Source organism: Streptomyces sp. 142MFCol3.1 (assembly GCF_000424945.1).
Classification (GTDB): domain Bacteria; phylum Actinomycetota; class Actinomycetes; order Streptomycetales; family Streptomycetaceae; genus Streptomyces; species Streptomyces siamensis.
The window spans coordinates 159,155-179,658 of sequence record NZ_AUKV01000011.1; the positions used below are offsets into that span (position 1 = coordinate 159,155).

A 20,504-nucleotide genomic window follows, 5' to 3' on the forward strand; every position below is an offset into this window, starting at 1 on the left:
TCGGGTCCGGTCGCAGGACGATCAGACCGCGACCAGGTCCACGACGAAGATCAGCGTCTCGCCGGGCTTGATCGCCGGCGTCGGGCTCTGGTTGCCGTAGGCGAGGTGGGCCGGAATGGTCAGCTGGCGACGGCCGCCGACCTTCATGCCCTGCACGCCCTGGTCCCAGCCCTTGATGACGCGGCCGCCGCCGAGCGGGAAGCGGAACGGCGTCCCGCGGTTCCAGCTGGCGTCGAACTCCTCGCCGGTGCTGAAGGCGACACCCACGTAGTGAACGGTGACGTTCTGGCCCGCCTGGGCCACCTCTCCGTCACCCTCCCAGATGTCCTTGATCTCGAGGTCCGCCGGGGGCTCGCCGCCCGGGAAGTCGATCTCGGGCTTCTCGATGCTCACGTCTTTGGCTCCTGCTTGTTCGCTTGGTTGCCTTACGGCAACACCGACAGTCTCACATGCCCGGGAGGGTTACATCTTCGCCAGGATGTCGACGGAGAAGACCAGGGTGGAGTCCTTCTTGATGCCGCTGCCGCTCGGCGGGTTGTCGCCGTAGCCCAGGCTCGGCGGGACGACGATGAGGACGCGACTGCCGACCTTCTTGCCCGTCAGGCCCTGGGCCCAGCCCTTGACGACCTGCTGGAGGGAGAACGAGGTCAGCTGACCCCTGCCGTAGGTCGAGTCGAACTCCTTGCCGCCGTCCCACAGCACGCCCTTGTACTGCACGAGCACGCTGCTGTCGGCCTGGACCTGCTCGCCGTCGCCCTCGATGACGTAGTTCGCCACGAGCTTGGTGGGCGCGTCGGCCTTGGGCACCTCGATGGAGGGCGCCTTGCCGTCGGTGTTGGTGCCGACCTTCGGGAGGTTCGCGTCCGTCTGGGGGACGTCCTTGCCCTTGGCGGAGCTCTTCGCGTTGAAGGTCTGCTGGATGTCGACCACGAACACCAGCGTGTCGGTGCCCTTGATGCCCGCCTGGGTGTTGCCCTGCTTGCCGTACCCCCAGGTCGGCGGGACGGCCATCTCGACGCGGCTGCCCGCCTTCTTGCCGACCAGGCCGTACCGCCAGCCGTCGATGATGCCGCCCTGCGCGAGCTGGATGACCAGCGGCGTCTTGCGGTCGTAGGAGTTGTCGAAGACCTTCGCCGTGTCCCAGATCTGGCCGAGGTAATTGGCCTGGATGTAGTCGTTCTCGGCGACGGTCTGGCCGTTGCCCGCGATCACCGTGCGGACAGCGAGGTCCTTCGACGGCTCGCCGGTGCCCTTGGCGACGGTCGGCTTCTCGTCGAACTTCGTGCCGGCGGTGATGCCGGGCAGCGGCCCGTCGACGATCTTCGGCGGCGGCGCTGCGGAGGCGGAGCCCGAAGGAGAGGGGCTGGCACTGGACTTCGCCGTGTCTGACTTGCCGTCGTCACCGCATCCGGCGAGTGTGACCAATCCAGCGGGTACGGCAAGAAGGAGTGAGCGTCGGCGCACGGTGGGGGCCTCGTATCGGTCGATCTTGGTTGATGGCGTGCGCGCAACTCTACGACGTGAGAAGGGCGCCGTACGGAAAACGTACGGCGCCCCGCGTTGCGTTCCGGAATCACTTTCGGAACATGCGGCTCACATTCCCGCGATCAGCTTCTCCACCCGGTCGTCGACGGAGCGGAACGGGTCCTTGCACAACACCGTGCGCTGCGCCTGGTCGTTCAGCTTCAGGTGGACCCAGTCGACCGTGAAATCGCGGCGCTGTTCCTGGGCGCGCCGGATGAAGTCGCCGCGCAGTCGCGCCCGAGTGGTCTGCGGCGGCACGGACTTGCCCTCGAAGATCTTCAAGTCGTTGCAGATCCGGGCGGCTTGACCCTTCTTCTCCAGCAGGTAGTACAGGCCTCGGCGACGGTGGATGTCGTGGTAGGCGAGGTCTATCTGGGCGACCCTCGGGTGAGACATCGTCATGTTGTGCTTGGCGCGGTACCGCTCGATGAGCTTGTACTTCATCACCCAGTCGATCTCGGTGCCGATCCGGTCGAGGTCCTCGGCCTCGATCGCGTCCAGCGTGCGGCCCCACAGCTCCAGGACCTGCTCGACGGTGCCGGTGCGGATGCCGCGGCGCTCGCAGAAGTCCACGGCCTTCTCGTAGTACTCGCGCTGCACTTCGAGGGCGGATGCCTCGCGCCCGCTCGCGAGACGCACCTTGCGGCGGCCGGTGATGTCGTGGCTGACCTCGCGGATCGCCCTGATCGGGTTCTCCAGGGTGAGGTCGCGCATCACGGTGCCCGCCTCGATCATGCGCAGCACGAGGTCCGTGGCCCCCACCTTCAGGAGCATCGTCGTCTCGGACATGTTCGAGTCGCCGACGATGACGTGCAGGCGGCGGTAGCGCTCGGCGTCCGCGTGCGGCTCGTCCCGGGTGTTGATGATGGGACGCGAGCGGGTCGTCGCGGAGCTGACGCCCTCCCAGATGTGCTCGGCCCGCTGGCTGACGCAGTACACCGCGCCGCGCGGCGTCTGGAGCACCTTGCCCGCACCACACAGCAGCTGCCTCGTGACCAGGAACGGGATGAGGATGTCCGCGAGCCGGGAGAACTCCCCGTGCCGGGCCACCAGGTAGTTCTCGTGGCAGCCGTAGGAGTTGCCCGCCGAGTCGGTGTTGTTCTTGAACAGATAGACGTCGCCCGCGATTCCTTCCTCGTGCAGGCGTCGTTCGGCGTCGACCAGGAGTCCTTCGAGAATGCGCTCGCCGGCCTTGTCGTGGGTGACGAGTTCCGTCACGTTGTCACATTCGGGTGTCGCGTATTCCGGATGTGATCCCACGTCGAGATAGAGGCGGGCACCGTTCCGCAGAAAGACATTGCTGCTGCGGCCCCATGACACGACACGGCGGAAGAGGTACCGCGCCACCTCGTCGGGAGACAGGCGGCGCTGTCCCCTGAACGTACACGTGACGCCGTACTCGTTCTCCAGCCCGAAAATGCGGCGGTCCATGACTGAACATTACGCCCGATCCTTCGAGCTGAAACGGGGTTCGACGGCACGGTTTGGATCATTTTCCGATGAGACCGCAGCGACCGCACCTCGTCCGGCAGCCGCGAGGACCCGCCCCGTGGCCAGCAGAACCACCAGTGCGGCGGCCCCGGCGGCACTCGGCACGGCGAAGCCCCACACGGCCCCGCCCCGCTCGACCACGGGGCCCGTCAGGCCCGTTCCGACCGACGCGCCCACGGTGAACGTGGTCACGAGCCAGGAGAACGCCTCGGTGACCGTCCCCTTCGGCGCGTGCCGGTCGACCAGGACGAAGGCGCAGGCGATGCAGGGTGCCAGGAACACACCGGCGAGGGTGGTGAGCGCGGTCATGGCCACGGGGCCGGGCACCAGCGTGAGGGGCAGGTAACACACCGCCAGAAGGGCCACGAGCCCGCGCAGTCGCCGCTCCGGCGCGCCGCCCCACTGCCGCATGCCGTACACGGTGCCGCCGACGAGCGCGCCGAGGCCGATGCCGGCCATCAGCCAGCCGTACACCGCGGCCCCGCCGTGGTCGTCGGCGTACGACACGGCGGCCACGGTGATGGAGCCGAGGGCCACCCCGACGCACAGGAAGGCGGCGAGCAGGGCCAGCAGGCCCGCGGAGCGCAGCGCGCCGAGCCAGTGCGCCTCGCGCGGGGCCGAGCGCCACGCGCGCGAGGGCGGCGAGACGACCACGGAGAGCGCGCCGAGCACCCCGATGACGTTCAGGACGAGCAGCGCGGCCTGGGCGGACCAGAGCGCCACGCACAGCGTCACGAGCAGCGGTCCGACGGTGAACATGACCTCCTGCGCCACCGCGTCCATGGCGTACGCGGTGTGCACCTGCTCCTCCCTGCGCAGCACGGAGGGCCACAGCGCCCGCAGACCGCCCTCCAGGGGCGGTGTGAACAGTCCGGCGACGGCCATGGAGACGTAGGCGAGCGGCAGCGGCTCCGTGCCCGCGAAGGCGAAGACGCCCATCCCGAGGGCCGACACGAGCGCGGCGGGCAGCTGGACGCGGGGCTGGCCGTGCAGGTCCACCAGACGTCCGAGCAGGGGCTGCCCCACGGCGTTGGCCACCCCGTACACGGCGGCCAGCGCGCCGGCCAGGCTGTAGGTGCCGCCCTCGGCGCGCACGAAGAGCACCACGGCGATGGCGGCGGTGGCGTTCGGCAGCCGCCCGACCAGGGTGCCGACGAGAAGCCGTGCGGCATGCCTCGCCCTGAGGATCTCCAGGTATCCGGCGGCCATGGCCTGCCCTTCCGTCGTGCGTGACGTATGAGTTTTACGTATAACGTCGTCTTCCATACGTACCATGTGCGCTGACCGGGAGTCCAGACGAGGGAGCAGGTCGACGGTGGCACGAGGTAGCACGCGCCCCACGAGCCGGGACGTCGCCCAGGCCGCCGGTGTGTCCCAGGCCGCGGTCTCCCTGGTGCTCGGCGAGAAGTGGCGCGGCCGGGTCTCCGAGGCGACGGCGGAACGCGTCCGGGAAGCGGCCCTGGAGCTCGGCTACCGCCCGAACCTCGCGGCCCGCAATCTGCGCCTGGGCCGCACCCGCACCGTCCTCCTGGTCGTCCCGGCGCTCACCACGGAGTTCTTCGCGGGCGTCTACACCGGTGCGGCCCGGGTGGCGGCCGCGCACGGCTTCGGCGTGGTCCTGTACCCCTCCCCCGAGGGCATCGGCCCCGCCCGGGACCCCTTCGGCTCGGCGGCGGCCGCGCTGGACGGGGTGATCGCCTCGTCCATGGCCGCCGACGCCCTCACCGCGATCCGCGGCGACCAGCTCCCGCTCGTGATGCTCGACAGCGATCCGGCAGGCAGCCTCGGAGCGGCCACGGTGAATCTCGACATCGCGGACGGGGTACGGCAGGTCGCCGATCACCTGCTCGCCCTGGGTCACCGCCGTTTCCTGCACCTCGCGGCCGACATCGCCTCGTGGACCTTCGAGGTACGCGCACGGGAGCTGGCCGCGCGCCTCGCCGCGGTCCCCGGCACCGAGCTGCGCACGACGCGGGCCCCGATCTCCATCGAGGGCGCCCTGACCGCCGCCGCGGCCGCGCTCGCCACCGACCCCCGGCCCACCGCGCTGGTCTGCGACGACGACAACCTGGCGGCCGGTGCCTACAAGGCGGCACGGCGTCTTGGGCTGCGCGTCCCCGACGACCTCTCCATCACGGGCCTGGACGATCTGGCCCTGGCCCGCGCCATCGATCCCGAGCTGACGACCGTACGGCTGGACGCCGAGCTCTTCGGGGAACGGGGCATGGAGGCCCTCCTGGCGGTCCTGGAGGGCCGGACACCCCCTCAGGACGACATCCCGGTCACCCTCGTCGTACGGGGCTCCACGGCCCCGCCAGGCGCCCCAGCCGCCTGACCTGACCCGCACAGGCGGCCCCGAGCCCGTCCGGAACAGCGGCGCGCCCCGGCCGAACGGGCGACCGGGGCGCGCGGAGCATTGCGGAAGAAGCCGAGGTCACTCCTCGTCTTCGGCCGACTCCTCGGCCTCCGTGGCGGTGGTGGCGCCGCCCGCCTCCAGCAGGCGGGCGAGCTGACGCCCGACGATCCGCTTGAACTTGCGCTGCTGCGGGCGCGTGCGGTCCAGCACCGCGACCTCCAGGCGCTCCGCGGGGATCTCCCGCTCACCGCCGTTCGGTTCGCGGGACAGCGACTGCACGGCCAGCTTCAGGGCCTCCGCCAGCGACATGCCGTCCTGGTGGCGCTGGTCCAGATAGCTGCTGATCTGTTCGGCATTGCCGCCGACGGCGACGGAGCCGTGCTCGTCGACGATGGATCCGTCGTGGGGCAGCCGGTAGATCTGGTCGCCCTCGGGCGTCTCGCCCACCTCGGCGACGACCAGCTCCACCTCGTACGGCTTCTCGGCCGCGCTGGAGAAGATCGTGCCCAGGGTCTGGGCGTACACGTTGGCGAGACCGCGGGCGGTCACGTCGTCACGGTCGTAGGTGTAACCGCGCAGGTCGGCGTAGCGCACGCCGCCGATCCTCAGGTTCTCGTACTCGTTGTACTTGCCGGCGGCGGCGAAGCCGATCCGGTCGTAGATCTCGCTGAACTTGTGCAGCGCGCGGGACGGGTTCTCACCGACGAACACGATGCCGTCGGCGTACTGCAGTACGACCAGGCTGCGGCCGCGGGCGATGCCCTTGCGGGCGTATTCCGCCCGGTCGGCCATGGCCTGTTGGGGTGAGACGTAGAACGGCGTCGACACCGGTTATCCATCCCTTTCTGTCGAAGTCACTGGATCACCTTGATAAGGAGGCCGGGTTCAGAGCAGTGCGGCCCGCGGGCCGTCGGGCTGCTCCAGACGCCGCTCCAGGATCGAGCGGGCGATCTCGGAGGACTCCTCGTCGGTGAGCCGGCGGAAGCCGTCCTCGGTGATCACGGTGACGATGGGGTAGATCCGGCGGGCGACATCGGGACCACCGGTCGCCGAGTCGTCGTCTGCCGCGTCGTACAGGGCCTGGACGACCAGGGTCGTGGCCTGCTCCTCGGTCAGGTCCTTGCCGTAGAGCTTCTTCATGGCACCGCGCGCGAAGATCGAGCCGGAGCCGGTGGCGGCGTACCCGAGCTCCTCGGAGCGGCCGCCGGTGACGTCGTAGGAGAAGATGCGCCCCTTGCCGCGGTCCACGTCGAACCCGGCGAAGAGCGGCACCACGGCGAGGCCCTGCATGGCCATGCCGAGGTTGGAACGAATCATCGTGGAGAGGCGGTTCGCCTTGCCCTCCAGGGAGAGCTGGGCGCCTTCCACCTTCTCGAAGTGCTCCAGCTCCAACTGGAACAGCTTCACCATCTCGACGGCCAGACCGGCCGTGCCGGCGATGCCCACCGCCGAGTACTCGTCGGCCGGGAAGACCTTCTCGATGTCGCGCTGTGCGATGACATTGCCCATGGTCGCGCGCCGGTCACCGGCGAGGACCACACCGCCGGGGAACGTGGCGGCGACGATGGTCGTGCCGTGCGGGGCCTCGATCACGCCCTGGGTGGGCGGCAGCCGCCGCATGCCAGGGAGCATGTCCGGCTGGTGCTCGGCCAGGAAGTCCATGAACGAGGACGAGCCGGGCGTCAGGAAGGCAGCCGGCAGACGCCCGGTGCTGCGAGGGTTGGCTTCCACGCGATTCCTTCCACGTAGGCTGCGGCCCGACGTGGACGGCCGAGCCGATCATCAAATCTGTGCACGGACCATACCCGCGCGTACGCCGGTCATCCGTCCCGGCGCCGACCTGATGGATCAGACCGGCCCCGGGGCGGACAACTGGCGCTACTCCCCGCCCTTTTGGACGAAGGAACGCACGAAGTCCTCGGCGTTCTCCTCGAGGACGTCGTCGATCTCGTCCAGTACGGAGTCGACGTCGTCCGACAGCTTCTCCTGGCGCTCCTTGAGGTCGTCGGAGGCCTGCGCGTCCTGCGCCTGCTCCTCGACCTCCTCGGTGGAGCGCGTCGCCTTCTGCTGTCCGCCGCCGGTGTCCTTGGTCGCCATAACCCTCACCCCGCTCGGTTCGACGTTCTTGATCAGACCCTACAAGCAGGGTCCGACATCGGCCCCGCAGTTGCTACAACGTACGGGGGCCACCTCGATGATTCCCGTGCGCCGGGTTTTCCACCCTGTCCGGCCCCTCCCCGCACGGGCCGCCGGTCAGCCTCCGGAGAGCACCCTGACCAGGTCCTCGGCCGTGCGACAGCGGTCCAGGAGCGCCTTGACGTGATTACGCGTTCCGCGAAGCGGCTCCAGGGTTGGGACGCGCTGGAGCGAGTCCCGGCCCGGCAGATCGAAGATCACCGAGTCCCAGGACGCGGCCGCCACGTCGTCCGCGTACTGCTCCAGGCAGCGCCCTCGGAAGTACGCGCGGGTGTCCTCCGGCGGCTTCGTACGGGCCCGGTCGACCTCGGCCTCGTCCAGCAGGCGCTTCATGCGTCCACGGGCCGCCAGGCGGTTGTACAGGCCCTTCTCGGCGCGCACGTCCGCGTACTGCAGGTCGAGGAGGTGGAGCTTCGCGGCGTCCCAGTCCAGGCCGTCACGGCGCCGGTAGCCCTCCATGAGCTCCCGCTTGGCGACCCAGTCGAGCTCTCCGGAGAGGCTCATCGGATCGTTCTCCAGGCGGTTCAGGGTGTCCTCCCAGCGCAGCAGGACGTCCTTGGTCTGCTCGTCGGCGTCCGCCCCGAACCGCTCCTCCACGTACTTGCGGGACAGCTCGAAGTACTCCATCTGCAACTGGACGGCGGTGAGGGTCCGGCCGCTGCGGAGCGTGACGAGCCGCTTGAGCGTCGGGTCGTGGGAGACCTGGTGGAGGGTGCGTACCGGCTGGTCGACGGCGAGGTCCACGGCGATGAAGCCGTCCTCGATCATGGACAGGACCAGGGCGGTGGTGCCCAGCTTGAGGTAGGTCGAGATCTCGGAGAGGTTCGCGTCGCCGATGATCACGTGGAGCCGGCGGTACTTCTCCGCGTCCGCGTGCGGCTCGTCGCGGGTGTTGATGATCGGGCGCTTCAGGGTCGTCTCCAGACCCACCTCGACCTCGAAGTAGTCGGCGCGCTGACTGAGCTGGAAGCCGTGCTCGTGTCCGTCCTGGCCGATGCCGACGCGGCCCGCTCCGGTGACGACCTGGCGCGAGACGAAGAAGGGCGTCAGGTGGCGCACGATGTCCGAGAAGGGGGTCTCCCGCTTCATCAGATAGTTCTCGTGCGTGCCGTAGGAGGCGCCCTTGTTGTCGGTGTTGTTCTTGTAGAGGTGGATCGGCTGGGCGCCCGGGAGCTGGGCGGCCCGCTCGGCGGCCTCGGCCATGATGCGCTCGCCGGCCTTGTCCCAGAGAACGGCGTCGCGCGGGTTCGTGACCTCGGGAGCGCTGTACTCGGGGTGCGCGTGGTCCACGTAGAGCCGCGCGCCGTTGGTGAGGATGACATTGGCCAGGCCGATGTCCTCGTCGGTGAGCTGGCTGGCGTCGGCGGCCTCCCTGGCGAGGTCGAAGCCTCGCGCGTCCCGCAGCGGATTCTCCTCCTCGAAGTCCCAGCGGGCGCGGCGCGCCCGGTGCATCGCCGCCGCGTAAGCGTTGACGATCTGGGACGAGGTGAGCATGGCATTGGCGTTGGGGTGGCCGGGGACGGAGATCCCGTACTCCGTCTCGATGCCCATTACTCGCCGTACGGTCATGCGGCCCTCCTTGCCCGGCGGCGCCCTCGGTCGGGGGCGCTGCTCAAGTACCGCTGGCGCTCCGGTGCGTGTGCGGTGCCCGTCCCCGCACTGCGCGACTCGGCGGTACGAAAGAGCCTAGAACGCCTCTGCGCTGGTGGGGAGATCATTTGCGTCATTGCTGTGCTCCAGCCGTGACCCGCAAAACAGTCGGCTGCGGGTACCCATGAAGGGCACCCGCAGCCGCCCTGTCTTTTACAGGTACTGACCGGTGTTGGCCACCGTGTCGATGGAGCGTCCGGTGTCCGCGCCCTGCTTTCCGGTGATGAGGGTACGGATGTACACGATCCGTTCGCCCTTCTTTCCGGAGATCCGAGCCCAGTCGTCCGGGTTCGTCGTGTTCGGCAGGTCCTCGTTCTCCTTGAACTCGTCCACGCAGGCCTGGAGGAGGTGGGAGACCCTGAGACCCTTCTGGTTGTGTTCGAGGAAGTCCTTGATCGCCATCTTCTTGGCTCGGCCGACGATGTTCTCGATCATGGCGCCGGAATTGAAGTCCTTGAAGTACAGGACTTCCTTGTCACCGTTGGCGTAGGTGACCTCCAGGAAGCGGTTCTCCTCGCTTTCGGCGTACATCTGTTCCACGGCGGTCTGGATCATGCCGTGGACGGTGGCCGCCTTGTCGCCGCCGTGCTCCCCGACGTCCTCGGAGTGCAGCGGGAGGCGCTGGGTGAGGTACTTCCCGAAGATGTCCTTCGCCGCCTCGGCGTCCGGACGCTCGATCTTGATCTTCACGTCGAGCCGGCCGGGCCGCAGGATGGCGGGGTCGATCATGTCCTCGCGGTTCGAGGCACCGATCACCACCACGTTCTGCAGGCCCTCCACACCGTCGATCTCGGCGAGCAGCTGCGGGACGATGGTGTTCTCCACGTCCGAGCTGACACCCGAGCCACGGGTGCGGAAGAGGGACTCCATCTCGTCGAAGAAGACGATGACGGGCGTGCCCTCGCTGGCCTTCTCCCGGGCACGCTGGAAGACGAGGCGGATCTGCCGCTCGGTCTCACCGACGTACTTGTTCAGGAGCTCGGGGCCCTTGATGTTCAGGAAGAAGCTCTTGCCGGTGGCCTGACCGGTCACCTCGGCGACCTTCTTGGCCAGCGAGTTGGCGACGGCCTTGGCGATGAGCGTCTTGCCGCATCCGGGAGGCCCGTACAGCAGGACACCCTTCGGCGGCCGCAGCTCGTGCTCCTTGAAGAGGTCGGGGTAGAGGTACGGGAGCTCGACCGCGTCGCGGATCATCTCGATCTGGTTGCCCAGGCCGCCGATCTGCTCGTAGCCGATGTCAGGGACCTCTTCGAGGACGAGTTCCTCGACCTCGCTCTTCGGGACGACCTCGTAGACATAGCCGGAACGGGATTCGAGCAGGAGGGCGTCGCCGGGACGGATGGTGACGTCCAGCAGCGGCTCGGCGAGCCGCACCACCCGCTCCTCGTCGGTGTGCCCCACCACGAGGGCGCGCTCGCCGTCCTCCAGGATCTCCTTGAGGGTGACGATGTCGCCGACGCTCTCGTACTCCATGGCCTCGACCACGTTGAGGGCTTCGTTGAGCATCACTTCCTGGCCGCGCCTGAGCTCGTCGAGCTCGACACTGGGGCTGACGTTCACCCGGAGCTTGCGGCCCCCGGTGAAGATGTCCGCCGTGCCGTCCTCGTTCGCTGTGAGGAAGACACCGAAGCCCGCCGGCGGCTGTGCCAGCCGGTCGACCTCCTCCTTGAGGGCCACGATCTGGTCGCGGGCCTCACGGAGCGTGTTCGCGAGTCGCTCGTTCTGTGCGGACACGCCGGCCAGGTTGGTCTGCAGCTCGACGATCCGCTCTTCGAGAATCCTCGTGTGACGCGGAGAGTCGGCGAGCTTGCGTCGCAGGACGGCGATCTCCTGCTCAAGGTAGGCAATCTGTCCGGCGGGGTCATCGGACCCCCGTCCCGGGCGGATGCCGCGGTTCATGTCGTCGTCGTGGGCTGCCACGGTCCTCACCTCCTCCAAGGGGAGCTGGACGCTTCCAGACCCTACCTGGGTGGGTGTCGATTGAAACCCCTAGATCACAAAGACTGTCGGGGTGTGTCCGATCTTCACCCTTGCGCTCTCCCTCACGCCAGGGGAATACCCACCCAACATGATTGGGAAGCGGACGGAGGTAGGGTCGAAGCGTTCAACACCCGTCAGAGCTGGCCCGACTTGCAGTCAGTTCGGGTCGCTCGACGCAGGAAACGGCAGGAGAAATGACCGTGCAGCAGGATGCCGGGGCAATCGGCGAGGCGCTCGAGGTCTGGATCGACCAGGACCTCTGTACCGGCGACGGGATCTGCGCCCAGTACGCCCCGGAGGTCTTTGAGCTGGACATCGACGGTCTGGCGTACGTGAAGAGTCCCGAGGACGAACTGCTCCAGGCGCCCGGCGCCACAACGCCCGTGCCGCTGCCGCTTCTGCGCGACGTGCAGGACTCCGTGAAGGAGTGTCCCGGCGATTGCATCCACGTACGTCGGGTTTCGGACAGGGTCGAGGTCTACGGTCCCGACGCGGAGTGAGCTCACGGGCACCCCGGGTCACCGCTGTCCGGTTTCTCACACCCCCCGTTTCGCGGGGGGTGTTCTTTTTTGTTCGGAACCGGTCGGGGCCACGACGGGGTGACCGGGACGACGCCGGGACTACACGGAGTGTGCTCACACACTCCGTGCTTCGGACGGGGTGGAGCGGACGAAAGCGCCGCCCTTCCACTGCCACTTGGCGAGGTCCTTCACGTCCGGACAGCAACTCGGTACGTCGGCCGAGGAGTAGCCGAGCAAGGTGGCGGTGACCGCCCGGTCGCGCACCGCGAAGTCCGTGACGCTCAGCCGGTCCTTGGGATCGACCAGGGTGGCCACGACTCGGGGCTTCTTCTCGCCCGTGCCCTGGGTGAGGACGTAGACGCCATTGGGCGGGGTGCCCGAGCCGGCGTCGCAGCGGACGACGGCCACGGTCTCCGGGCGGCCGTCGCCGTCGAGGTCGCCGGACGCCTTCCTCTGGACGAGGGCCTTGGCCGGGCCGCACTCGATCGGGAAGGCGACGCCGGTCGGGTCGGGGGCCGCCGCCGGGGCCGCCGCGGTCCTGGCGGCCGGGCCCGGCTGGGCCGCTGTCGCGGAGTCGGGCTGCAGGACGGAGGAGAGCGCGACCACACCGGCGATGGCGGTGGCCGTGGCGACCCACTGGATGGGGCTGGTGTGCGTGTGTGCCAGTTCCGGGACGGCGGATTGCTGCACTAGGAGTGTCTCCCGTGAGGGCTGTGCCGGGGGGGTGTCCCGCATGGTGCCACACGTCACACCGTGGTGGAACGGCGGGGTCCGTACTTCTGGCTGCGTGTCAACAGAAAAGGGCCGTGGCCGAGTTCCCGGGCGCTCCCGGGAACTCGGCCACGTTCGTGGTGCGTTGGGCGGGTGTGTACCGCTCCCGTCAGCGGGCGGCTCCACCGTCGGCGTTGGGGCCGGCGTAGTCCTCGCCGTAGGCGCCCTTGGCGGGGCGGCGGCGGCGCATGGGCGGCTCGACGCCGTCCGCGAGGCGGCGGGCGGTGAGCAGGAAGCCGGTGTGGCCGATCATCCTGTGGTCCGGGCGGACGGCCAGGCCCTCGATGTGCCAGTTGCGGATCATCGACTCCCAGGCCGTCGGCTCGTTGAAGCAGCCGATCTCGCGGATGGACTCGACGGTCCGCGCGAGCTGGGTGGTGGTCGCGACGTAGCAGCAGAGGATGCCGCCGGGGACGAGCGCCTTGGAGACGGCCTCCAGGCACTCCCAGGGGGCGAGCATGTCGAGGATGACGCGGTCGACGTCCGTGTCGGACAGGTTGTCCTGGAGGTCGCCGACGGTGAGCTGCCAGGCGGGGTGCGGGCCGCCGAAGTAGCGCTCCACGTTCTGCTGGGCGATCTCTGCGAAGTCCTCGCGGCGCTCGTAGGAGTGCAGCATGCCCTGGTCGCCGATGGCACGCAGCAGGAAGCTGCTGAGCGAGCCGGAGCCGACCCCCGCCTCCACGACGCGTGCGCCGGGGAAGATGTCGGCGAAGGCCAGGATCTGCCCCGCGTCCTTGGGGTAGACCACGGCGGCGCCGCGGGGCATGGACAGGACGTAGTCGGGGAGCAGGGGGCGCAGCGCGAGATAGGCGACGTTCCCCGTGGTGCGGACAACGCTGCCCTCGGGAGCGCCGATCAGCTCGTCGTGCGGGAAGGAACCCTTGTGGGTGTGGAAGTTCTTCCCCGCTTCGAGCGTGAACGTGTAGTGGCGGCCCTTGGGGTCGGTCAGCTGAACCTGGTCCCCGACCTTGAAGGGCCCGCGCCTGCGGGCGGCACCGGTCGGTTCGGACATGTGAACAGCCTACCGGTCCCGGCGGGGGCCACCGACCAGTCCGCGGGAGGCAGGCGCTAGGACGGGTGCCGCGCCATCGCCTTCACGAAGGCGCGCTCCACGTCCGCGGCCGACAGCACTCCGTAGATCTCGCCGGACTCCTCGACCACCAGATACTCGGTGGCCGGCGTCGCGCGGAGCACGTCCAGGAGTTCCTCGCCGGCGAGCTCGGCGGACACCCGCATCCCGTCGGTCAGGTCCTGGGCGAGGCTGCTGACCGCGACCCAGGGCCGACGGTGCTCCGGTACGCCGACGATGGCGGCCTCACGGACGAGGGAGAGCGGTTCGCCGTCGGCGTCGACCACGACCAGAGCGCGGGCGCCGACCTCGTTGGCGCGGCGCAGCGCCTCCGAGAGCGGGGTGTCGGTCTCCACCGGGACCGCGCGCCTGGTGAGCGAGCGGGCCCGCAGCTCGGGCAGGTGCTCGCGCAGGCGGGCCATCCGCAGACTGTTGCCCGCGCCGGTCCAGATGATGGCGGCGAGGATCGCGGCGAGCAGTGCGTCGGTGACGGTGTCCATGCCGCCGATGTCGTCCGGGGCGTCGCCGATCATTCCGGACTGGGTGAGCAGGGGAAGCCCGATCAGTACGGAGACGGCGAGGGCTCGGCCGAACCAGGCGGCGGCGACGGTGCCGCTCATCGGCTTGCCGGTGAGCTTCCACACCACGGCGCGGAGCATGCGGCCGCCGTCGAGGGGCAGGCCGGGCAGCAGGTTGAAGGCCGCCACGATGAGGTTGGAGATCATCAGCCCGGCGAGCAGGACGCCCGGTACCGTGCCCGGTTCGACGGTCTTCATGGCCAGGTAGAAGACGCCGGACAGGACGAGCGAGAGCAGCGGGCCGACGAAGGCCAGCACGAACTCCCGGCCCGGGGTCTCGGCCTCCTTCTCGATCTCCGACACCCCGCCGAAGAACTGGAGCTGGATCCGGCGCACCGGCAGCTTGAAGCGGAGGGCGGCGACGGTGTGGGCCAGCTCGTGGACCAGTACCGACGCGTAGAAGGCGACGGCGAAGAAGAGGGAGACCAGGTAGCGGACGGCGCCGAGCTCCGGCAGCACGCGGTCGAGCTGCCCGCCGAACACCCAGGTGATCAACGCGGCGACGAGGAACCAGCTCGGCGCGACGTACACCGGGACGCCGAAGGGCCGCCCCATGAGCAGTCCGCCGCCGGGCTCCCGGCCGCGCCGCGGGGGCTTTCCCCCGCCGCCCTCCGAGCGTGCGCGGGTCCGGGCCTCTCCCACCGGGGCGGTGGACGCGGACGTCGGATGCTGCCGCGGCTCAGCGGTGCCGGCGGGCTTCGTCAGGATGGTCGTGGGTGCGTCGTCGGGGTCGTCGCCGCCGGACCGCGCCTCGCGTACCGGACCCGACGGGGCGCGGAGTCCGTCGGGAGCTTCGGTGACGGTGTCGCGCCCGGGCGAGTCGGGGGTGCCGCCGGCCGGCCCGGAGCCGTCCCCGGCACCGCGCGGGGTACTCCCGGCGCCCTCGTCGTCCGTGCCGCGCGAGGGACCGCCGGTGGCGCCGTCCCCGGCACTCCCGGCCGACCTGTCCGAGGCGGACGCGCGGGTTCCCGGGCCGTCGTGCGCCGCCGTGCCCGCGCCGGTGGCGCCGGAGGGGGGCCGGGACTCGTCGTCGCCCGGTGCCGCCGGCTCCGGTCCGCCGTGCGGGACGGACCCTGCCGGTCCGGGGCGCGGGGCGTCCGCGGCCGGCCCCGGGGAGACCTGGGGCCTCTCGTGGCGCTCGGCCGCTTCGTCGGTATGCGGCTGCCCGCTCCCGCCGCTCTCGTCCACGATGTCCCCTCGTTCGAAGCGTCCCCCGCCCCGGTCCTGCGGAACGGGAGGGTCTCTGGTCGATGGTATGCGGCCGTCGCGATGCCTTCCGCCCCGGCACCCCCTCCGTTTTCCGTGCCTTCGCCCGCACCCGGGCCCACTGCCGTCACGGCCGCGCAGGGGTGCGGCACTGTCAGTGGCGGGCCGTAAGGTCTTCGTCATGGAAACCAGCACCGAGGGCACGGGGACGGGCGCCGACGGCCCCATGGGCCCGGCCGCCGCGCCGCCCGCGTCGCTTTCGCCCTCGCGCGCCAGCGACTTCATGCAGTGTCCGCTGCTGTACCGGTTCCGGGTGATCGACCGGCTGCCCGAGAAGCCGAGCGAGGCGGCGACCCGCGGCACGCTGGTGCACGCCGTGCTGGAGCGGCTCTTCGACGCCCCGGCGGTCGACCGGACCGCGCCGCGCGCCAAGTCGTTGATCCCGGGTCAGTGGGACCGGCTGCGGGAGACCAAGCCGGAGGTCGCGGAGCTGTTCGCGGACGACCCGGAGGGCGAGCGGCTGGCTCGCTGGCTCGGTGAGGCCGAGCAGTTGGTGGAGCGCTGGTTCACGCTGGAGGATCCGACCCGGCTGGAGCCCGCCGAGCGGGAGCTGTTCGTCGAGACGCGGCTGGACTCCGGGCTGAAGCTGCGCGGCATCATCGACCGCGTCGACGTGGCGCCCACCGGCGACGTCCGGATCGTCGACTACAAGACGGGCAAGGCCCCCCGCCCCGAGTACGCGGAGGGTGCCCTGTTCCAGATGAAGTTCTACGCCCTGGTGGTGTGGCGGCTGAAGCAGGTGGTCCCGCGCAGGCTCCAGCTCGTCTACCTCGGCAGCGGTGACGTGCTGACGTACGACCCGGTGATCGCGGACCTGGAGCGCGTCGAACGCAAGCTGCTGGCCCTGTGGGACGCGATCCGGCAGGCCACCGAGACGGGCGACTGGCGACCGCGGCCGACCAAGCTCTGCGGCTGGTGCGACCACCAGGCGGTGTGTCCGGAATTCGGCGGTACTCCCCCGCCGTATCCGCTCCCCGTCAGGGCGCCGCAGTCCGGTGGCACCGAGCAGGGCAGAATGGGGCCGGACTAGCGAAGGAGACTTACGTGGCCATCCGCGTCCTACTGGTCGACGACCAGCCGCTGCTGCGCACCGGCTTCCGGATGATCCTGGAGGCGGAGCAGGACCTCGCGGTCGTCGGCGAGGCCGGAGACGGCCTCCAGGCCCTCGACCAGGTCCGCGCCCTGCAGCCCGATGTGGTTCTGATGGACATCCGTATGCCGCGGATGGACGGTGTCGAGGCGACCCGGCAGATCACCGGTCCTGGCCGGGACGGTCCGGCGAAGGTCCTCGTGCTGACGACGTTCGACCTCGACGAGTACGTGGTGGAGGCGTTGCGCGCGGGCGCCAGCGGCTTCCTCCTCAAGGACGCGCCGGCCAATGAGCTGGTGCAGGCGATCCGGGTGGTCGCGGCCGGTGAGGCGATGCTCGCGCCGAGCATCACGCGCCGCCTGCTCGACAAGTACGCGGGCCATCTGCCGTCGGGCGACGAGGCGGTGCCGGACACCCTGCACACGCTGACCGAGCGCGAGGTCGAGGTGCTGAAGCTGGTGGCCCGCGGCCTGTCGAACGCGGAGATCGCCGCCGACCTGTTCGTCAGCGAGACCACGGTCAAGACGCATGTGGGCCATGTCCTGACCAAGCTGGGGCTGCGCGACCGGGTGCAGGCCGCGGTGTACGCGTACGAGAGCGGGCTGGTGCGCCCCGGCGCGCAGTAGGGCCCGCACACCTGGAGCGGCGCGCAGGCGGCCGCACCTGGACGTCACGAAGGGCGCCCCCGTCCGGAGAGATCCGGACGGGGGCGCCCTTCGTCGTCCGCGCGGCGCGGTCAGCCCTTGCTGATCTCCCAGAAGCGGAAGACGGTCGAGGCGTCGAGGCAGTACTCCAGGCCGTAGACGTTGTCGCGGACGACGGCGTACTGCTTGGCCTGCCAGATCGGGATCATGGGCAGCTCGTCGGCCACCACGTCCTGGAGTTTGCCGTAGTCGGCGTCGGTGGAGGCGCGATCGCTCTCGGCCGCCGTCTTCGGGATGAGGTGCCCGGTGATGGTGCTGTTGGTGAAGTTGTTGCTCAGCACGTTGCCCTTGCCGAAGAACGGGGCGGTGAAGTTGTCCGGGTCCGGGTAGTCCGGCACCCAGCCCTTCACGTACACGCCGTACTTGCCCTTGGCGATGGCCTTCTCGTACTGGTCGTAGGAGACGGACTTCACGGTCGCGTCGAACAGCCCGCTGGCGTCGAGCTGCTTGGCGATCGCGGCGAACTCCTGGTCGGTGGCCGGTCCGTAGCGCGAGGGCGTCGACCACAGGGTGAGGCGCACCTTGCCGGTGATGCCCTCGGCACGCAGCGCGGCCTCGGCCTTGGACTTCGACGGGCGGGCGCCGTAGGTGTCGAAGAAGGACGTGTTGTGGCCGGTGATGCCCGCCGGAATGATCGAGTAGAGGGGCGTCGCCGTGTCCTCGTAGACCTGGCTGACCAGGGCCTCGCGGTCGAGGAGGTAGGCGACGGCCTTGCGCACGCCCAGCTTGCCGGTGATCGGGTCGTCCATGTTGAAGACGAGGTGCTGGACCTCGGCGCTGCTGCCCTCGACGACGTTGATGCCCATGCCGGTCGAGGTGTCGCCCGCGATGTCCGCGATGTCGTTGGCGGAGAGGCCTCGGTAGGCGAGGTCGATCTGGCCGCTCAGCAGCGCGTTCTTCAGGACGGCCTGGTCGCCGTGGAAGAACTTGAGCGTGACACCGGAGTTGTTGACCTTGGCGTTGCCCCGGTAGCTGTCGTTGACGGAGAAGACGGCCTTGTCCTTGCTGAACGAGTCCAGCTTGTACGGGCCGGAGCCCACGGCGCGGTTGTCCTTGCGCAGTCCGTCCGAGGAGTACTGCCGGTGGTCGACGATCGAGCCCGCGCCGGAGGCGATCTTGCTCGGGAAGGTGGCGTCGGCGTACTTGAGGTGGAAGACGACGGTCTTCTCGTCCGGGGTCTGCACCGAGTCGAGCATGGGGAACATGATCGCCGGTCCGGCGTCGTCGTTGATCTTCAGCAGGCGGTCGAAGGAGTACTTCACGTCCTTCGAGGTGAGCGGGTCGCCGTTGCTGAACTTCAGCCCGTCGCGCAGCGTGCACTTGTACACGGTCGTCGCCGTGTCGGTGAACGCGCAGTCCTTGGCCGCCTCGGGCTCCGGTTCGGTGCCGCCCTTGGGGAAGCTCAGCAACGACTGGAAAACGTTGTTGAACAACAGCCAGGAGCCGGGGTCGTAGCCGGATGCGGGGTCGGTCGCCAGGACGTCGTCCGACATTCCCATGACGATGGCGGAGCCGTCGCCCGAGGAGCCGCCCTTGTCCGAGCCGCATCCGGTGAGAACGCCGACGGCCAGTCCCGTCGCTATGGACAGAACCGGCCACTTCTTGCGCATGTTCACGTGCATGAGCCTTGTCGTCGGGTCCCGGCGCCCCGGGGCCGTGAGGGCCCCGGGGCCTTCACGGCCCCGGGGCGGGGAAGTCTGTCAGCCGCTCACACCTCGGCCGAGCTCCCACAGCTGGAGCGTCGAGGAGGAATTGAGCGCCCACTCCGAACCGGTGATGTCGTCTCGGGTGGCGATGTACTGCTTACCCTGCCACAGCGGCAGCACGGGCACATCGTCGGCCACGATGTCCTGGATCTCGGTGAGACTCTTCGACGCGGTGAGGCGGTCCGCCTCGCGCCGGGACTCCGGGATCAGGCTGTTGCTGACCTGGCTGTTCGTGTACGGCGAGCCGAGGAAGTTGTCCTTGTCGAGGAACGGCGCCAGGTAGTTGTCGGCGTCCGGGAAGTCGGGGAACCAACCCATGCCGTAGACGTCGTAGTCGCCCGCCTTCTCGGCCGGACGGAACTTGTCCCACGTCGTGCCGGCGATGCTCACGTCGAACAGACCGCTGTCGTTCAGCTGCTTCTTCAGCACCTGGAACTCGGGCTTGGTGGCCGCACCGTAGTGGTCCGTCGTGTAGTGCAGGGTGAGCTTGACCGGGGTGGTGATGCCGGCCTTGGTCAGCATCGACTTGGCCTTGTTGACGCTCGGGTCCCCGTACTTGTTGAAGAACGAGTTCGAGTGACCGGTGATGGTCGCCGGGACGAGCGAGTAGAGCGGCTCGGCCTGGGAGCCGTACACCTTGGAGATGAGCTCGCCGCGGTTGACGATCTGCGCCATGGCCTGGCGGACGGCCCGCGTCTTCACCGTCGGGGCGTCGGTGTTGAAGGCCAGGTAGCGGATTTCCAGACCCGGCATCTCGTTGAGGTCGATGTCGCTGTCGGTGGCGGTGCCGAGCTTGTTGATCTGGTCGGGCGTCATCGAGCGGGTCATCAGGTCGATGTCGCCCTTTTCGAGCGCGGAGCCCATGGCGTCGGCGCTGTCGAAGGAGCGCATCTCGACCTTGGAGTTCTTCACCGTCAGCTGCCCCTTGTAGTGGGGGTTCTTGGTGAAGACGGCCTTGACGAGCTTGTCGCCCTTGACCTCGGACTCCAGGGTGTACGGGCCGGAACCGTCCACGGCGAAGCCGTCGCGGAGCTTGTTCTTCTCGTAGTCCTTGGCGCTCACGATGCCGGCGACCGGCGTCGACAGCTTGAACGGGAAGGTGGCGTCCGCGGTCTTGAGGTGGAAGATCACCTCGCGGTCGCCCCGCGTCTCGACGGTGTCGATCGTGGACAGCAGCGCGAACACGCCGCTGTCCGCCTTGATGGACCGGGCACGGTCGATCGAGAACTTGACGTCCTTGGCGGTCACGCTGTCGCCGTTCGCGAACTTCAGGCCCTCGCGGAGCGTGCAGGTGTAACGCTCGTTGCCGGTGTCCGTGAAGCCGCACTTCTCGGCGGCCTCGGGCTCGGGCTCGCCGTCGCCGCGCGGCTGGATCATCAGCGTCTGCACGGTCTGGCGAAGGATGTTCCACGTGCCGACGTCGTAGGCGTAGGCCGGGTCGACGGGAGCCGGGGCATCCTTCGATTCGGTGAACACGTCCGTGGTACCGACAACGATGGCATCGCCGCTGTTGCTGCCGCTGTCGGACCCACCACACGCGGCGAGCACAGGGGCGAGCAGGCCGACCACGGCCGGCAGCACCAAAGTCTTGCGGTTCATGCT

18 protein-coding genes are annotated in these 20,504 nt (G+C 69.3%); 4 read left to right on the plus strand and 14 right to left on the minus strand.

Features of this window, described 5'->3' with window-relative positions; genetic code table 11:
* Positions 1–21: 21 nt before the first annotated feature.
* From H305_RS0118105 to H305_RS0118120, 4 genes are all read right to left on the minus strand, one after another.
* Positions 22–393 carry an FKBP-type peptidyl-prolyl cis-trans isomerase gene (locus tag H305_RS0118105; protein WP_028801609.1) on the minus strand — a complete coding sequence of 124 codons (372 nt, stop codon included), beginning with the start codon at positions 391–393 and terminating at the stop codon, positions 22–24.
* A 69-nt stretch (positions 394–462) separates the two neighbouring features.
* Positions 463–1,464, minus strand: coding sequence for an FKBP-type peptidyl-prolyl cis-trans isomerase (locus H305_RS0118110; protein WP_028801610.1), 1,002 nt, complete (start codon positions 1,462–1,464; stop codon positions 463–465).
* Positions 1,465–1,593: 129 nt separating this feature from the next.
* The gene (gene pafA, locus H305_RS0118115; protein WP_028801611.1) at positions 1,594–2,955 is read right to left on the minus strand and encodes a Pup--protein ligase; all 1,362 of its coding nucleotides are present in this window, start codon (positions 2,953–2,955) and stop codon (positions 1,594–1,596) included.
* Positions 2,956–2,964: 9 nt separating this feature from the next.
* Positions 2,965–4,224 (minus strand): MFS transporter, encoded by a 1,260-nt coding sequence (locus H305_RS0118120; RefSeq protein WP_028801612.1) that lies wholly within the window; start codon positions 4,222–4,224, stop codon positions 2,965–2,967.
* A gap of 106 nt (positions 4,225–4,330) precedes the next feature.
* Here H305_RS0118120 and H305_RS0118125 point away from each other — a divergent pair, with 106 nt between their 5' ends.
* Positions 4,331–5,350 (plus strand): LacI family DNA-binding transcriptional regulator, encoded by a 1,020-nt coding sequence (locus H305_RS0118125; protein WP_028801613.1) that lies wholly within the window; start codon positions 4,331–4,333, stop codon positions 5,348–5,350.
* Between the two features lie 99 nt (positions 5,351–5,449).
* Here H305_RS0118125 and prcA read toward each other — a convergent pair whose 3' ends face one another.
* The 5 genes from prcA to arc all read right to left on the minus strand — a co-directional run bounded on the left by prcA (position 5,450) and on the right by arc (position 11,137).
* Complete coding sequence (gene prcA, locus H305_RS0118130; protein WP_028801614.1) at positions 5,450–6,199, minus strand: proteasome subunit alpha; 750 nt, start codon at positions 6,197–6,199, stop codon at positions 5,450–5,452.
* A 57-nt stretch (positions 6,200–6,256) separates the two neighbouring features.
* Positions 6,257–7,102 carry a proteasome subunit beta gene (gene prcB, locus H305_RS0118135; protein ID WP_028801615.1) on the minus strand — a complete coding sequence of 282 codons (846 nt, stop codon included), beginning with the start codon at positions 7,100–7,102 and terminating at the stop codon, positions 6,257–6,259.
* A gap of 147 nt (positions 7,103–7,249) precedes the next feature.
* Positions 7,250–7,468 carry a ubiquitin-like protein Pup gene (locus tag H305_RS0118140; protein ID WP_028801616.1) on the minus strand — a complete coding sequence of 73 codons (219 nt, stop codon included), beginning with the start codon at positions 7,466–7,468 and terminating at the stop codon, positions 7,250–7,252.
* A gap of 156 nt (positions 7,469–7,624) precedes the next feature.
* The gene (dop, locus tag H305_RS0118145) at positions 7,625–9,136 is read right to left on the minus strand and encodes a depupylase/deamidase Dop (RefSeq protein WP_420708093.1); all 1,512 of its coding nucleotides are present in this window, start codon (positions 9,134–9,136) and stop codon (positions 7,625–7,627) included.
* A 234-nt stretch (positions 9,137–9,370) separates the two neighbouring features.
* Complete coding sequence (arc, locus tag H305_RS0118150; RefSeq protein ID WP_028801618.1) at positions 9,371–11,137, minus strand: proteasome ATPase; 1,767 nt, start codon at positions 11,135–11,137, stop codon at positions 9,371–9,373.
* Between the two features lie 254 nt (positions 11,138–11,391).
* Between arc and H305_RS0118155 the strand changes: the two genes are divergently transcribed.
* Positions 11,392–11,697, plus strand: coding sequence for a ferredoxin (locus H305_RS0118155; RefSeq protein ID WP_028801619.1), 306 nt, complete (start codon positions 11,392–11,394; stop codon positions 11,695–11,697).
* 135 nt (positions 11,698–11,832) lie between these two features.
* On the opposite strand, the gene H305_RS0118160 is transcribed toward H305_RS0118155, so the two are convergent.
* The 3 genes from H305_RS0118160 to H305_RS0118170 all read right to left on the minus strand — a co-directional run bounded on the left by H305_RS0118160 (position 11,833) and on the right by H305_RS0118170 (position 15,324).
* Positions 11,833–12,408, minus strand: coding sequence for a hypothetical protein (locus H305_RS0118160; protein ID WP_028801620.1), 576 nt, complete (start codon positions 12,406–12,408; stop codon positions 11,833–11,835).
* Between the two features lie 190 nt (positions 12,409–12,598).
* Positions 12,599–13,501 carry a tRNA (adenine-N1)-methyltransferase gene (locus H305_RS0118165; RefSeq protein ID WP_028801621.1) on the minus strand — a complete coding sequence of 301 codons (903 nt, stop codon included), beginning with the start codon at positions 13,499–13,501 and terminating at the stop codon, positions 12,599–12,601.
* A 56-nt stretch (positions 13,502–13,557) separates the two neighbouring features.
* Positions 13,558–15,324 (minus strand): site-2 protease family protein, encoded by a 1,767-nt coding sequence (locus tag H305_RS0118170; RefSeq protein ID WP_028801622.1) that lies wholly within the window; start codon positions 15,322–15,324, stop codon positions 13,558–13,560.
* Positions 15,325–15,523: 199 nt separating this feature from the next.
* On the opposite strand from H305_RS0118170, the gene H305_RS0118175 reads away from it, so the two are divergent.
* Together H305_RS0118175 and H305_RS0118180 are read left to right on the plus strand one after the other, a co-directional pair.
* Positions 15,524–16,432, plus strand: a complete 909-nt coding sequence (locus H305_RS0118175) for a PD-(D/E)XK nuclease family protein (RefSeq protein WP_028801623.1) — start codon at positions 15,524–15,526, stop codon at positions 16,430–16,432.
* 14 nt (positions 16,433–16,446) lie between these two features.
* Positions 16,447–17,118: a response regulator gene (locus H305_RS0118180; protein ID WP_028801624.1), complete on the plus strand. Its 672-nt coding sequence runs from the start codon at positions 16,447–16,449 to the stop codon at positions 17,116–17,118.
* A 110-nt stretch (positions 17,119–17,228) separates the two neighbouring features.
* On the opposite strand, the gene H305_RS0118185 is transcribed toward H305_RS0118180, so the two are convergent.
* The gene (locus tag H305_RS0118185; protein WP_028801625.1) at positions 17,229–18,812 is read right to left on the minus strand and encodes an ABC transporter substrate-binding protein; all 1,584 of its coding nucleotides are present in this window, start codon (positions 18,810–18,812) and stop codon (positions 17,229–17,231) included.
* A gap of 84 nt (positions 18,813–18,896) precedes the next feature.
* Entirely contained in the window at positions 18,897–20,501 is a 1,605-nt protein-coding gene (locus tag H305_RS0118190; protein ID WP_028801626.1) for an ABC transporter substrate-binding protein, read from the minus strand.
* Positions 20,502–20,504: the final 3 nt, after the last annotated feature.